The 15241-nt window shown below is 66.1% G+C and carries 7 protein-coding genes; 3 read left to right on the forward strand and 4 right to left on the reverse strand.

The features are described 5' to 3' along the window. Window positions 1–13: 13 nt before the first annotated feature. The 3 genes from AOP75_RS05710 to AOP75_RS05720 form a co-directional block, all read right to left on the reverse strand. Window positions 14–841, reverse strand: coding sequence for an LppM family (lipo)protein (locus AOP75_RS05710; protein ID WP_062077327.1), 828 nt, complete (start codon window positions 839–841; stop codon window positions 14–16). After that, the gene (locus AOP75_RS05715) at window positions 841–1824 is read right to left on the reverse strand and encodes an LppM family (lipo)protein (protein WP_062077328.1); all 984 of its coding nucleotides are present in this window, start codon (window positions 1822–1824) and stop codon (window positions 841–843) included. Before AOP75_RS05715 ends, AOP75_RS05710 begins: the two co-directional genes overlap by 1 nt. A 63-nt stretch (window positions 1825–1887) precedes the next feature. Further along, complete coding sequence (locus AOP75_RS05720) at window positions 1888–2532, reverse strand: TetR/AcrR family transcriptional regulator (RefSeq protein WP_062077329.1); 645 nt, start codon at window positions 2530–2532, stop codon at window positions 1888–1890. Between the two features lie 142 nt (window positions 2533–2674). On the opposite strand from AOP75_RS05720, the gene AOP75_RS05725 reads away from it, so the two are divergent. After that, window positions 2675–11347, forward strand: a complete 8673-nt coding sequence (locus AOP75_RS05725; protein ID WP_062077330.1) for a DUF5979 domain-containing protein — start codon at window positions 2675–2677, stop codon at window positions 11345–11347. A gap of 91 nt (window positions 11348–11438) precedes the next feature. Here AOP75_RS05725 and pgm read toward each other — a convergent pair whose 3' ends face one another. Next, on the reverse strand, window positions 11439–13124 hold the full coding sequence (pgm, locus tag AOP75_RS05730; RefSeq protein WP_062078443.1) for a phosphoglucomutase (alpha-D-glucose-1,6-bisphosphate-dependent): 1686 nt from the start codon (window positions 13122–13124) through the stop codon (window positions 11439–11441). Between the two features lie 120 nt (window positions 13125–13244). On the opposite strand from pgm, the gene AOP75_RS05735 reads away from it, so the two are divergent. Together AOP75_RS05735 and pheA are read left to right on the forward strand one after the other, a co-directional pair. After that, the gene (locus AOP75_RS05735; protein ID WP_236683079.1) at window positions 13245–14267 is read left to right on the forward strand and encodes a glycosyltransferase family 2 protein; all 1023 of its coding nucleotides are present in this window, start codon (window positions 13245–13247) and stop codon (window positions 14265–14267) included. Beyond that, window positions 14264–15214 carry a prephenate dehydratase gene (pheA, locus tag AOP75_RS05740; RefSeq protein ID WP_062077331.1) on the forward strand — a complete coding sequence of 317 codons (951 nt, stop codon included), beginning with the start codon at window positions 14264–14266 and terminating at the stop codon, window positions 15212–15214. The genes AOP75_RS05735 and pheA overlap by 4 nt, the downstream gene beginning before the upstream one ends. Window positions 15215–15241 lie beyond the last annotated feature (27 nt).

The raw sequence follows: 15241 nt of genomic DNA on the forward strand, positions 1-15241 counted from the left end.
CACCGTTCTTGCCCTAGCGCGGCGGTGAGTCCGCGCTGGGGGCCCCGCCGGAGCCATGGTCGTCGGAGTCGCCACGGACCACGGGCGGCGGGAGGTGAGTGCGCTTGGATGCGCGCCGGTCCTGGATCACCAGCGCGGTAGCTCCGCCGATCACGACCGCGAAGCCGGCGATGATCGCGGCCCAGGTGCCGATGGTTCCCCACGGGATGGAAGGCGTGGCTCCGGCGACAATTCTGATCTCAGGGGTGGTGGCGAGGTCCGCAAGCCCGAGCGTGACCGTGTTGCCGGTGACATCCCCCGCGGTCGCCTCGGTGACGGGGCCGGGGAACGTGAATGTTGCCTGGACATTCACGGTTTGCTCGATCAGACCGAGCTGGCTCTCGCCGAGCGCCATCAGCGCGAGTGCGTCGTCCGTCGACGCCCGTACAGAGATCACGTATGACCCATCCTCGACGGCGATCGAGGCAGTGGCGCCGACGCTCTTCAGCACCTCTCCGGAGGCGTCCTCGAAGGCCTCGAGCGGCAGATCGGTGAGTGTCAGCTCGAGGCCCGACATCTCGCCTTCGCTATAGTCAGCCAACTCAATCTGTCCGGGGTACTGAGCCTGGAGTGCGAGAAATTCGTCCGACTCGTCCAGGGTTCCCACGACGGCGTTGACGTCGACGCCGAGCCTGTCCGTGAGCTCGTCTGCAACGGACGGTTCGTAGGCCACGATCGCGTGCTGGGAAAACGTCTCGTCCTCGTGGAACGTTGTTTCAGCGGTGGCCCGGACGCAACCGGTCAACGCAAGCACCCCCGTGGCGACAGCTGCCGCGGACAGTGCGAGTCGGATGCGGTCCATCACCGTGCGGGTGGCTCCTGATCGCGGTCATCGTCGCCCCTGTTGCCGTCGGCGTCGAGGTCCCCGGCGCCGTCGCCGTCGTGGTCCCCGGTGCCGTCGCATTCGGCGGGCGTGGGCTCTGGCTCGGGCGAGCCGTCGTTCCGCTCGGGTGCATCCGGATACGCGGATGCGGGTGCCTCGGGCGTGACCGCTGAAGCCTCGTCCGTGGTGAGTGGCACTGTCGCGGGTGTGTCGCCGGCCGGAGCGGGCGCCGCGGGCTGCGATGCGTCGGTCGGAACCGGCGGTGCAACGTAGTTGGCCTGAGGCGCAGCGGGGTAGCCCGCCTCCCCGGGGCCCCCCTCTGTGGCGGGCTTCTTTCCTCGTGCGATCAGCCACATGGCGATGCCAACGGCGACGCCAATGCCAAGGCCGATCGCGAGGACGATCCACAGCGAGAATCCAGAGTCCGGCTCGGCGGCACCGCGCGCGTAGATGCCGTCCTCTGCCTCGAAGAGATTCCACGTCACCGTGGTGCCGTCGACGGTGCCATTGGCGTCCTCGATGGGGCCGGGGAACGTGACGGTCATCGTGGCTTCGGCAGAAGAGGGCAACTCATCGGCATTTGCACCCTCCGTGGGTGACGTGGGGCTCTCGACCACGAAGAAGTCGCCGTCGCGATAGACCTGAATGTCCTCATCCTCCCCATTGAACTCCGCCAGCGGGGTGTTCTCGAAGGTGATGGTCTGGCCAACGAATCCGTCCTCGTTGTATTCACTGATCACGCCACCGGGAAGTCCCTCGCCCGAGTCGTCGTAGATCTGTCCCAGCACGTCCTCATCGCTCAGACCAAAGGCCTCGCCCGTGCCTTCCGCGACGGCGATCGTGGCTGAGCCGGACACGGTGTCGTCCGAGTTGAGCGTGAGGTCCATGTCGACCTTGAGGCACCCGGCGAGGGCCAAGACAGCGACGATGGAGAGCGCGACGGCGCGTGCGGTGGCTTTCATGGCGCCAAGCCAATCACACCCCACTGACCTACGCGAGACGGTATTTGAGCCGCGCGGATGAGGTCAGGCCCTAGCCGGCCCGTTCGAGCGGTGGACCAACTGACGGAATTGCTCAGCGTTCATTGGCTGCGTGGGGAGGTCATGGGTTGCGGCGCTCGCACGCAGACCGTCGAGATAGATGTCGAGGCTGCGGCGCAGCATGGCGGCTTCTCTCGCGGTGGGCTTGCCCACAAGGCCGCCCAACGCGAACGGGATCAGGGCGAGGTCGCTGCCGCTCACTCCGGCACGCATGCTGCCCTCAGCCTGGGCTTGAGCGATGAGCGCGTTGAGGACCTCCGCCATCGATCTCGAGGGGTCGTGGGACGGGTCGAGGTCGTACAGCCGCCTCATGATGGTGCGCAGCGCAGGCATGTCTGCCACCGCGAAGGTGACGTTCTCCAAGAGCAGCGCGATGCGTTCCCAGGCCGTCGGCAGTGACGGCACTGCGGCGGCAGCCGCCATGAGGCGCGCAAGCGCCTCGTCATAGAGCGCGTGGATGAGATCCGTGTGGTGTGGAAAGTGGCGGTACGCCGTGCCAATGCCCAGCCCCGCGGAGACGGCAAGTTCCCGCACCGTCACATCGGCATCGCGCTCGGCCAGAATGTCAAAAGCCGTAGCGATGAGTTTTTCGCGATTGGCGACGGCATCGCGCCTGGTCGGGCCTGGCATGTGGCAATTCTAAATCGCGTGGCTTCGCTTGTTTCTCTCAAGTGCACGTTCCCCGTAGCCGATGTACCTTTTGTCGGATAGCGTGAGCCTTGGATAGTGAACGCGTGCATTCGCTCGTGTTCTCGGGGCAGGCAGGGGAACGATGTCACTTTTGAACGGAACGTGGGACAAAGGGACAAGCGCTGTCAGTGCCGCGCTCGTCGCTATCGTCGCGGCGACGGCGGTGGTCACCACCGCAGCGCCAGCGTCGGCCGACCCCGCGCCAGCGAACATCACGATCTCGAAGAGCGGCCCGGCTCCCGAGGACCTTCCGTTAGCTCCAGGTGACACGTTCAACTACGTCATCGAAGTGACGTGCAGCACCGCGAACTGCTACGACGCGACCATGACGGACCCGCTGCCCCCGCCGCTGGTGCTCAACGGCACGCCGACCGTGGTGGGCAATGACCCCTTCGTGATCACGCCTTCTGACAGCAATGGGGACGGCGTCGATGACACCGTGTCCGTCGAATTCAACAAGGACTTCAACGACCTTGCCAACCCGGGCTCGGGCATGACGGCAGGAAACACCACCACGATCACGATCCCCGTGAAGGTGCCGGACGACGCCAACTACGATTTCAGCGGTGAGACGTTGGTCAATGAGGCGACCTTCGATTCCACTAACTCCTCGACAGGGCCTGCCACGGATGACTGGCCCATCGAGATTGACGTCCCGCTCAATCTCGACACCAGCGTCGAGAAGTCCTTCGATCCCACGTCAGCGAGCGCGAGCGCGGGCGAGTCGACGACGGCGACCATTACTGCAAACAACCAGTCGGAGACCGGCGGTGACAGCTTCTCGATCACGGACCCTGCGCCTGGCTCGGCAAGCAACACCTTTGACTTCCTCGACCTCGACGGCATCACGATTGTGTCCGTCCCCGAGGGTGCCGATGACGTCACCATCACCGTGAACACCACGGGCGGGGACGTCACCCAGACCATCCCCGTGGGTGATCTGGACCCGCTGCCGTACGACGTTGACTTGACGGGCATTTCCCCCGACGCAGTGACCGGGATCAACGTCGAGTTCACTGACGATGGGACCGCGCCGCTCATTAGCGCCGACGCCGAGGCCGTGATCGAGCTGGACTTGGTCCAGCAGGACCCGGGCGAGTTGACGGACGATCAAGTGGTGGTGAACTTCGCGGGCTCCGAAGTGTCGCGCGACGACGACACCGACACGGCGACGTCGAACGAGGCCGACTACACCATCGAGACCAACATCCCCACGGTTGAGGGCTCCAAGTCCTTCTCGCCAGACACCGTGGTGCACGGCGACAGCAGTGTCGCGACCATCACCGCGGGCGTGGGGGGCGAACTCCCGGTCGAGTCACTTACCGTGACCGAGCCGAGTTCCGGCTCGTTCTCTCCCGATGGCATGCAGTTCGAGGGTTTTGCCGGTCCGGTGACGTACCCGACTGGTGCCGACAGCGCCGAGATCACGTTCCAGACGACCTCGGGGCCCGTGACGGTTCCGGTCGCCAACGGCGAGACGCCCGTTCTTCCGCCGCCCAACCCTGAGGACGTGACGAGCTTCTCGATCACCTTCACGAACGAGGACGACGACCCGATTGTCCCCGACGGCGATGACGCTTCCTTCTCCATCAACGTGGGCACCGCGGAGGTCGACGGGACAGAGAAGATCGACTACCCCAATGACGTCACGGTCACGGGCACGACTGAGGACGGCGTCAACGGTCTCATCGACGTCGGCGACATCTTGCATGCCTTTGACGAGCGAATCGACGCAGTCGCGGACAAGTCCATTACGCCCAACCTGGTCCCCGGCTTTGCCGGTGAGTGGGTGGTCTTGCAACTGACCGGTGGCATTGCCGACCAGCCAGTTGACGGAAGCACCGATCCGCCGTATTCGACCATTGGCGCGGACGAGATCGTGATCCAGGACCCTGAGGTCCCCGGCAGCTCGGACTTCTGGGACGCCTTCAACCCGTCGTCCATCGCAGACGTTTCTGTGCCGGCGGGCACCACCTTGAACGTGAACTACTACAACACCAGCACTGGCGCCTGGGAACCACTGCCAGGGATGCCGGTGGTGGGTGAACAGACCTACAGCGCTTCGTTCCCGCCCCCAGACCCAGCCAACATTGGTGGCCTCCAGTTTGTGTACACGCCCACCAACCCTGGGGACACCTTCGACCCGGGAACGACGTTCAAGCCCAATGTCGTGATGAACCTCGACGACGCGTGGCTTGACTCCGTTGACTGGGGCGACGACGGCTTGGCGAGCGTCACCAACTGTGCCTCTGCTGATGCAGAGGGAACGGCAGGAACCGAACCCATCACCCCTGACGAGCCGGCGACGGCGTGTGAAGACGTCACGATCACCGAACCCGACTCCGACGGGACGGGACCGGAGATCAACAAGACGTTCGTCAACAACAATGGCGACGAGCAGGAGAGCCTCCCTGCTCGCTCGCACCGGCAGACGACGGGGCGCATCCTGTGGTCCACAGGCGGGACGTCCAATGTCGATGTAATGACGATTGTTGACGAGCCGTTTGTGCCGGCGACGGATCAGAACACCCCGTTTGACTCCGACGGCTCCTTTTACGATGTGTTCGACCTCATGTCCGTCTCTGTGACTGACCCTTTGCTACCCTACGATGCCGTCGACGCCGTGCAGATTTATAACGGCGACACGGGAACGTGGGTCAAGCCCACCAACTCGCAGTGTGATGGGGTCATTGACAACACCCCTGAGCCCGCCTGCGAAGGGGCCATGCCCGAATTCTCGTTGACCGCCGTCGAGCGCACCACGACTGTCGCGGTGCGCCTGGTGTACATCGAAAACCCCGATGAGTCCGCCCGTGCGACCGTGCCCGGTGAGATTGTCCCGCCCGTGGGATCGGGCGTCGCCCGCTCGGATCAGACCGACGGGCGCACCGTGGACCTGCGCTTCAGGTTGCGCGACTGGCTCCGGTCCGACAGCTCCGTCGCGGTCGATGAAGCAGAGTTGTACAACACCGAGTTCGCAGGTTTGGCACGTAACACCGCGGAAGCACAGCAGGAGTCCGAGCTCAATGGCGACGTGGAGATGGACTGGTCGGCGGACATCGCCATTACTGCCGCTGACCTCGCGGTCTCCGCGACCAAGACCTGGGACGGGTCGCCGGTGGGTATCCCGCCGGAGGGCACCCTCCCCGATCTGTACCCGCACACGGGCGTGGAACTGACGGTCACCAACAGTTCGACGATCGCGTACGTGGATTCGCTGTCGATCAACGATCGCCCCACTGTGGGCCGGCCGGCTGGTGATACCGAACTGCTGATGTCGGATGTCTTCAACATTGAGGACATCACCTCCATCACGCTGCCTGCCGGCGCTGACGGGTTCACCCTGAACCTCTATTGCGAGGGCGACGACGCCACCCCGTGCGCCACAGCGACCACGCAGGCTCAGGTCGACGCCTGGACCGCTTCCGACCTTGAGCCGGTCGTGGGACTCAACATCGAGTTCCATGGTCGTGATGAGGACGGGACGGGCGCGGGCAACCCGACGACCGCCGGCATCGAGCCAGGTGCCACGGGCTCCATCGAGTTCCTGCTCGTGTTGCGCGAGGAGGATCGCTACCGCGGCAACACCCTGAACGATCCCGACGACGAGATTGTCTATGCGGGCATGACCGTCAACAACGTTGCGACCGGCACCGTGGACGATGCGGCCGCTGAGCCCGTCACCACGGATGACATCACCGATGACGTGTTGCTCGAGGAGTTCGAGATCGCTGTGGCAGTGCAGAAGGGCTTTACCGACTCTGCGCCAGCGAGCCCAGACGAGTGGGTGACGCCGTACACGCAAGTCGAGGAGACTCCCGAAACGCAGGATGAATTCATCATGTGGCTGGCGGTGACGCCGACGGCAGGTGCGCGCCCCTTGGCCATGAGCGTGAGCGACCTTGACCCCAGCTTCTGGAACACGTATGAGTTTGTGCGGGTCCACGAGTCGTTCGAGCGCACGACCCCGATCGCGCTTACGCAGATGCACGTGTGTCTGAACTCCGAGCAGCCCCTGAGCGGCGAAATGAACGGCGCGATCAATGGTGGCTGTGATCGCGTCGTAGGCACGTCTGACAACCCGGACGCGGCTGCCTATAACGGGCTCGCTGCGGACAGCTACGCCGGCACCGGCGTCCCCGCACTTCCGGCGGGGTACGCGGCCGAGGACGTCATCGGCTTGGTATTCACCTTCTCCAGTGAGACTGCGTGGGACAACCCATGGAACCCGCTGCAGACCGTCCCCGTCGTGGTGAAGCGACGTACCGAACTGCTCACCGGGGACGCGGCACCGCCGACTGACCTGGTGGGCAACGACGTGGCTCCAGGCGAATCGACTGCCGGCCACACGGTCAATGACATCGAGGGCACCATCGTCGCCCTGCTCGGCGAAGATGGAACAGTCGGGAACGGACTGCACAACAGCGACGCCTCAGATTCGGCCGAGGTCATCTACGAGCACTCGATCACCGCGGCGACCGTTACCAAGTCACCAGGCGGTCCTGACGACCCTGCTCAGCTGCTGAGCCCGGGTGCGAGCGTTCCGTTCGAACTCACCTTCACCAACACGGGCACCACACCCATCTACAACCCCGTGTTCACCGACCTGATCCCGGACGCTGACGGTGACGGAACGCCTGACCTGAGGATCGACCCGAACGTCGTGCTGGCCGGCAACAGTCCGTACAGCTTCGCGTACACCCCGGGTACCGGCGACGTTCCTGACGGTTGGGTCGCGCCTCCGACCACTGGGGACGCCGTCACCGTGACGTCCACGCCGGCCACCGGCGACCCGGACGAGATCGCGTTCAGCTTTCCCGACGCGGATGTCGCGCTCCCTGTCGGAGCGAGTTACACCATCACCATTCAGATGGTTCCTCAGCCTGGCATCTCGCCCGCGGTGACCTTCACCAATACCGCCGTGATCGACGGGGACCGCCCGTTCGACTACTGCGAAACGGATGACTCCGACCCCGCGGCATACGTCGACGATTGCCGCGGCACCGCTACCAATGCGGTCGCGGAAGGCGGCGCCATCCGCACCGGTAAGGCCGTCCGCGCAGGTGGTGTCGATTCCCCTGACTACACCTACGGCGCCTTTGTGAACGGCGCGCCGGAGGTCTCGTGTGAACCCGAGGACAGCGGGCCGTTGGCTGGCTTCTACGTGTCGCCGTGTATCCCTCGCACCATCGAGGGCCAGACGGAGACCTGGGCGCTCGCGATGCAGAACACCGGCAACGTGCCGCTGACGGAAGTGGTCGCGGTCGACCGCATCCCTGCGGTGGGAGACCAGACGGTCCTGCCTCCGCAGCAGCCGCGCAACTCCGAATGGAACCCGATCCTCACCAACCCCGTGGCGGCCTTCACACCGCACCCCGGCGGCGGCGTGACCCTCGAGACGTACGTGTCGACCGCACCGGTTCCCTGCACGGACCGCATGACCGGCGGTGACTGTGGCGACGAGTGGGTCCTGTGGGATGACTACACGGGCGACGTGCTCGATGTCACGGGCCTCATGCTCATCGGAACGTTCGACGAGGACAACCCCTTGGCCCCGGGAGAGGTCATTGTGGTGGAGGCGGAGTCCCTCACTCCCGCGACGGTCCCGGCGAATGAGAACTCGACCGCCTTCAACTCGGTCGCGACGTCAGCGGTGACCAACACCGGCACGCAGGTGGCGCCGACTGAGGGCGTGCCCGTTGGCGTCGCCCTGGCGACAGGTTCCATCGATATTGACAAGGACACCGACGGCGACGGCGCGGGAGAGTACGCGCTCGACGAGTACATCGTCACGCTGGTGTGCACGGTGGACATCGATGGCGAGACGGTCGAGGTCATTCGCGAGGACTACACGTTGGAGGCCGACGGCGCTGCGCTGACGGTGGACACCTTGCCTACCGGCGCGCTCTGCACGTTGGAGGAAAGCGACTACGGCCAGGTGGGCTTCACCGTTAATCCGGGGTCCGTGGTGGTGCCCTTCGACGGTGTAGAGGAGCCTGAGTCCGTGACGATGACGATCACGAACACCTACCGTCTCGCGTCCGTGGAAGTCACGAAGCATGTGCTCGCTGAGACGGGCGACCCCACGGTGGCCGGGCCCTTCGAGATTGGCGTCCTGTGCCTCTACCGCGGTGCATACATCACGGCCACGAACGAGGACAACTGGGAGCCCTACATCGACGGGTCTCCCGTCATGGTCGTGGAGCTTGGCGATGAAGAGTCCGTGGTGCTCGCGGACCTTCCCGCCGGAGCCGAGTGCTACGCGGGCGAGTACCCCGGTCACGGAGCGTCCCGCGTGGGTGTCCTGTGGGAGACCGCCGACGACTCCGGCCAGGTTATCGAAGAGGCCAACGGCGAACTGATTTACACCACGGACCCGTTCACGCTGACTCCCGACATCGTTGACGACGGTCGTACGCCGACCAACTTCGTCGACGTCTATAACCAGTACGCCTCCGGAGCGCTCGCGATCACCAAGGACGTGTCCGGTCCTGGCGCGGGCGACCATGTGGGCGATGACTTTGTTGTCGATGTCCTGTGTGTGGCGACCGACCCTGACAATCCGGACGTCACGACGGTAACCTTCGACGACTCGGTCACCGTGCCGGCGAACGAGACCGTCACGCTTGAGGGCATCCTCGTCGGATCCGAGTGCACGCTGACGGAGCCTGATGCCGCGGCGACGGGCGCAGACCAGTGGGTGTTTGACCCGTCTGCTGCGGATGACACCTCGACGGGCGAGATCACGATCGTGGACGACGACACCGAGGTGCCGACCGCGGAGATCACGGTCGACAACCGCTTCGAGGTCGACACGGAACTGGTGGTCGAGAAGATCGTCGAGGGCCCTGAGATCAATGAGGCCGGAGAGCTTCCGGAGCTTGGCCCGTTCTCGTTCGAGGTCCAGTGCGTCTACGCGGAGGGCACGCCCTACGAGCGCGAGATCTTCGCGGCGGAGTTCCCTGACCTGGCTCCGGGCTCACCCATGACCTTCGATCTGGTGCACGGTGAGACGGAGACTCTGACAGGGATGCCGACCGGGACGGTCTGCACGGTGACGGAGACCGACCAAGCAGGTGCGGAATCCACCACGGTGGTGACTCACACGGGGGGGACGCCGCCGAGTGAGGCCACCGAGGCTACCGAAGCGGACGTGACGTTGGGCGAAACGGGCCTGTTCGCGCAGAACGAGGTCATCTTCACCAACACTTACCCGGTGGCTCCGCTCACGATCGTGAAGGAATTGACCGGCGAGGGTGCACCGGAACGCGGCGACGGGCCGTTCGTCATGACCGTGCTGTGCGAGTCGGATGCGTACACCGACGAGGCCATCGTCACCTACGAGGGCGAAGTGACCTTGGGCGGCGACGCGCCTCTTGAGGCCACGATCGACTCGATCCTGTCGCCGTCTACGTGCGAGGTCACTGAGATTGAGGACGGCGGTGCTGACGGGGTCTTCTACTCACCGGGCGATGAGGATGCGCGGTCTGCGACGGTCGATGTCGATGCGAATGGCCAGGCGGAAGCTGCCGTCGTGACGGTCACGAACCACTTCGAGCCGTTTGCATCGCTCGAGGTCGCTAAGACCGTCGATCCCACAGTCACCGACGCGGACGGCAACGCAGTGGACTTGGGTCCGTACATCGTGATGGTGCAGTGCACCTACGACGAGGGCGGGCCCAACGAGCACCGTGTGTACGCAGACGGCTACGGCCCGTTGCGTCCCATGGTGGTCACGCTGGACGACGGCGAATCAGCAGTGTTCAACGACATTCCCGCGGCCTCGGTGTGCACCGTCACAGAGGTGCTCGATGGCGGTGCTGCCTCCACGACCATCACCGTGACGACAGCTGCGGAGGGCCCCACCGTTACGGACGGCACCACTGCCGATGTCACGCTGACGCCGGATGCGCCTGGGACGACCAATGAGGCGCTGGTGACGAACACCTTCGCCGTGGGAGCGGTCGAGGTGTCAAAGGTGGTCGACGGTCCCGCGGCCGACGTCGTGGGAGCGGGTCCGTTCACGGTGCACCTGGAGTGCACGTGGACTCGCGACGGACGTGACCCAGTCGTCACCTACAGCGACGACCTCACCTTCGGTGGCGACGCCCCCATGACGGCGACTGCTAGCGGGATCGCCGTGGGATCGACGTGCGTCGTGACCGAGACGGACCCGGCAGGTGCGTCCTCGACACAGATATCCGTTGATGGGGCCGATGCCGTGACGGGCACCGAGGTCGAGTTCGACGTGGTGGAAGGTGACGCAGCGTCGGCAACCGTCGTCACGGTCACCAACACGTTCGGGGCGGGTGCGCTGCAGATCGATAAGGAGCTGGTGGGAGAAGGGGCCCCGGAGGCCGCCGATGCCGGCCCGTTCACCTTTGCGGTCGAGTGCACCCTGGTCCGCGACGGCCAGGATGGCCTCACGACCTTCGCGGGTGACGTGGTGCTCGGTGGTGAAGCAGGCCTGACGGTGACGCTCGAGCCCATTGCGACCGGGTCCACCTGTACGGTCACCGAGACCGGCACTGGCGGCGCGGACGATCACCGCATCACGCCATCCGGTGACGACCCTCAGCAGGCGGTCGTCACGATCGAGGAAGACGCGACCGTGGTCGTGACCGCGTACAACCACTACGAGGCGACCGAGGTCCTGCCGACGACCGGCTATGACCGCGGGTGGATGCCGATCAGCGCCGTGATCCTCGTGGGCCTAGGCCTGGCCTTCGTGGTCGGCCGTCGGCGCGGGGCATAGCGAGAAGGGCCGCAGCGCCTACCTACGTCCCCGCATGAGTACGGGCCGGCACCTCATCGAGGTGCCGGCCCGAACTCGTCGGTGAAGGTCCCTACTCGGCGCTACCGAGAGCGTCTGCGACCACGGTGCGTGCGGCATCGGCCACCTGCTCCAGGTGCTCGGCCGAGACGAAGGACTCCGCGTAAATCTTGTACACGTCCTCGGTTCCCGAGGGACGTGCCGCAAACCAGGCGTCCGCCGTCGTCACCTTGAGACCTCCGACGGGCGCGCCGTTGCCGGGGGCTTCGGTCAACTTGGCCGTGATCTCTTGGCCGGCGAGTTCCGTCGCCTGCACCTGCGAGGGCGACAGCTTCTTGAGCGTGTCTTTTTCCTTCTTGGTCGCCGTGGCGTCCAGGCGCGTGTACCAAGATTCGCCCAGGTCGGACACCAAGGCGCTGTGAATCTGGGACGGCGTGCTGCCCGTGGCGCCCGTCATCTCCGCAGCGAGCAAGCACAGGATGATCCCATCCTTGTCCGTGGTCCACACCCGGCCCTCGCGCGTCAGGAAGGACGCACCGGCGGACTCCTCACCGCCAAACGTGACATCCCCGCTCATGAGGCCAGGCACAAACCACTTGAAGCCCACTGGCACCTCTTCGACGGTGCGGCCCAGGCGAGCCCCGACCCGATCAATGAGCGAACTCGAGACGAGAGTCTTCCCAATGCGGGCATCGTCCCGCCACTGCGGGCGCGCGCCCGAATGCAGGTAATGGATGGCTGCCGCCAGGTAGTGGTTCGGATTCATCAGACCGCCATCGCGAGTGACGATTCCGTGCCGGTCGGCGTCGGCGTCGTTACCGGTCGCGATGTCGTAGGGGGCGTTGCCGTCCTCCATCAACGCGCGCACGTTCGCCATCACAAAGGGGGAGCTGCAGTCCATGCGGATCTTGCCGTCCCAGTCCAGCGCCATGAAGCCCCAACGGGGGTCGACGTCGGGGTTGACGACGGTGAGGTTCAGGCGGTGTTCCTCGGCGATCGCGCCCCAATATTCGACGGCCGCACCGCCCAGGGGGTCGGCGCCAATGCGCACATCGCCCTCGCGGATTGCGTCCATATCGATCACGGACGGCAGCTCCGCGACATACGCCGCCATGTAGTCATACGGGCGGATGGCGCTCGACCGCTTGGCACGGTCGTAGGGGATGCGCTTGACGTGCTTCCAGGCCCCGCCGGAAAGGATCTCGTTGGCGCGCGCCGCGATCCAGCTCGTGGCGTCCGTGTCCGCAGGGCCACCGTGAGGCGGGTTGTACTTGAAGCCGCCATCGCGCGGAGGATTGTGGGAGGGCGTGACGACAATGCCGTCTGCCAGGCCCGCGCCGGAGGTGCGCAGGCCAGTGGCCGTCGCCGCGCCATTGGCGACCAGAATCGCGCGGCTAAGCGCAGGGGTGGGCGTATAGCCGCCGCGAGCGTCGACCCGCACGTCGACCTCTGCCGCCGCAAGCACTTCGATGGCGGTCTCCAAGGCGGGACCCGACAAGGCATGGGTGTCGATGCCGATGAACAGCGGGCCGTCAGTGCCCTGCGCGGCGCGATACTCGACGATCGCGGCCGTCGTCGCGACAATGTGTGCTTCATTGAAGGCCGTGTCCGCTGCACTGCCACGGTGACCTGACGTGCCGAACACCACACGCTCGTCAGGGTTAGCCGGGTCGGGGACCCGGTCGTAGTAGTCGCCTAGCAGGGCGTCGACGTCGATGAGGTCCTGGGGTTGGGCTGGGGTGCCTGCGCGCTCATGCATGAGCCCCACTCTTCCACCACCTTGCCAGCGGTGACAACGGCAACGGTCCTGCGTGGCGACTTGTTCACCTGAGGCCGGGGGCCGACCGGAATGGTCGACAGCGGCGCTAGGCTTGGCCACGTGGCACAGCACAACGCGACTGAGGGGTCGCCGTCACCCGTCGACGGTGCGACCGCAGCGCGCGTCAACGCGGCTCCGCAGGGCTCCGGCGGTGGTTCCAAGAGTGCCGGAGCGGGGGAGCGCGGACGCTCCACAAGGAGCCGCATCAGCAAGCGCAGCTCCCGTTCGAGGCGCGCCCCGGTCGAGCCCCAAGACATGCACGTCGCTGCGGCGCTGATTATTGCCCACAACCGTGCCCGCCGTATCGCGGCCACCGTGCGCGCCGCGCGCGCCATTCCGGGAGTCGACCTGGTGCTCGTCGTCGACGACGCCTCCTCCGACAACACCCAAGAACTTGCCCGCAAGGCAGGCGCCGTGGTGGTCCGCCACTCGCATTTCCGCGGTCGCACCGCCTCGATGGAGACGGGCGCATCCGTGATTGCGATGCGTGACGAGCCGGGCCGCACCCCGCGGTCGATCCTGCTGCTCCCGGGCTCCATGGGCCACCACGCCGTGGGTGCCGCGCCGCTGGTCGCCGCCGTCACGGAGCACGTTGCGGATCTCGCCATCGCGCGAGCTGAGGGCGAGCCACGCGTCGAAGGCGCCTCCTCAAAGGCGGCCAGGCGCGCCGTGGAAAAAGCGACCGGGTGGACGCCGGAAGAGCCGCTCGCGCCCGTCCGGTGCCTCACCCGCGAGGCGCTCGAGGCTGCCATGCCGCTGGCCCGCGGGTCCGGCCTCGAAGTAGGCATGATCCTCGACGTCCTCCACGCTGGTTTCACCGTCACTGAGGTCGAGTGCCCGCTCGGTCACGTCCCTCGCTCCTCCACGGAAGGCGGCGGCGCAGCGAAGCTGCAGCGCTACCGGGACGTCATGCTCGCTATCAGCACGCGGCGCGTGCGCGGAACCCTCTCGAGCATCGGCCGTACCCCGGTCGACACCCCGCCCGGCCCGGTCTCCGAGCCCGACCCCATCCGGGCATCGGCCCCAGATACTGACCCCACGGAGCCTGCGACCACTGACCCCCAACCAAAGGACGACCAGTGACGACACTCCCCAGATACGCCTATCTGGGCCCGGCAGGCACCTTCACCGAGGCGGCACTGCGCGCCATGGTGGATCCCGCCCAGGCCGAGTACATGCCGTGCGTCGACGTGGTGACCGCGCTCGGTGCCGTGCGCTCCGGTGACGCTGACTATGCTGTGGTGGCCATCGAGAACACGGTCGAGGGCGGGGTGACGGCGACGCTGGACACCCTGGCCGCGGGCGAGCCGCTCATGATTGTGGGCGAGACCGTGTTGCCCATCGCGTTCGAGCTGCTGGTGCGTGAAGGCACGGCTTGGGAGGACATCACGGCCGTGTCTGCGCACTCGCACGCCTGGGCGCAGGTGCGGCGGTGGGCACACGACACGTTGCCCGCAGCGCAGTTCGTGTCGTCGACGTCGAACGCGGCTGCGGCGCAGGCGCTCGCGGACAGCTCCCTTGATCTCGATGTGCTCGGGTTCAATGCGGCGCTCGCGCCACCTGGGACCGGCGAGGCGCTCGGGTTGACCGTTTTGGCCGACCGGGTCGCGGACAACGTGTCCGCGGCGACTCGGTTCGTCAAGGTGGGCCGGCCGGCAGCCGCGACGGAGCCGACAGGCGCGGACAAGACCACGCTCGTGGTGCATTTGCCCCGCGATGAGTCGGGTGCGCTTCTCGAGATGCTCGAGCAGTTCGCGGCGCGCGGCGTCAACCTGTCACGCATCGAGTCGCGCCCCATTGGCGACCGGCCTGGCGAGTACTCGTTCTCCATTGACGCGTTGGGTCACATTGGCGAGGCGCGTGTTGCTGAGGCGCTCATTGGCCTCAAGCGCACGTGCCCGGTGGTGCGGTTCCTGGGTTCGTACCCCAAGGCCGATGGCGAGGTGACGCCGGTGGGCGTTGGGACGGGTGAGGAAGCGTTCGAGCAGGCCCGCGCATGGGTGGAGTTCCTGCGCCGCGGCGAGCCATAGCCCCGGCCTCCCACCCCCCCCTTCCCC

Origin of the sequence: Demequina globuliformis (genome assembly GCF_000975155.1) — a bacterium.
Lineage (GTDB): Bacteria > Actinomycetota > Actinomycetes > Actinomycetales > Demequinaceae > Demequina > Demequina globuliformis.

Bases quoted from the DNA above. Each gene is read 5' to 3' on its own strand.
- AOP75_RS05710 (WP_062077327.1), bottom strand. From the start codon at position 841: ATGGACCGCATCCGACTCGCACTGTCCGCGGCAGCTGTCGCCACGGGG.
- AOP75_RS05715 (WP_062077328.1), bottom strand. From the start codon at position 1,824: ATGAAAGCCACCGCACGCGCCGTCGCGCTCTCCATCGTCGCTGTCTTG.
- AOP75_RS05720 (WP_062077329.1), bottom strand. From the start codon at position 2,532: ATGCCAGGCCCGACCAGGCGCGATGCCGTCGCCAATCGCGAAAAACTC.
- AOP75_RS05725 (WP_062077330.1), top strand. From the start codon at position 2,675: ATGTCACTTTTGAACGGAACGTGGGACAAAGGGACAAGCGCTGTCAGT.
- pgm (WP_062078443.1), bottom strand. From the start codon at position 13,124: ATGCATGAGCGCGCAGGCACCCCAGCCCAACCCCAGGACCTCATCGAC.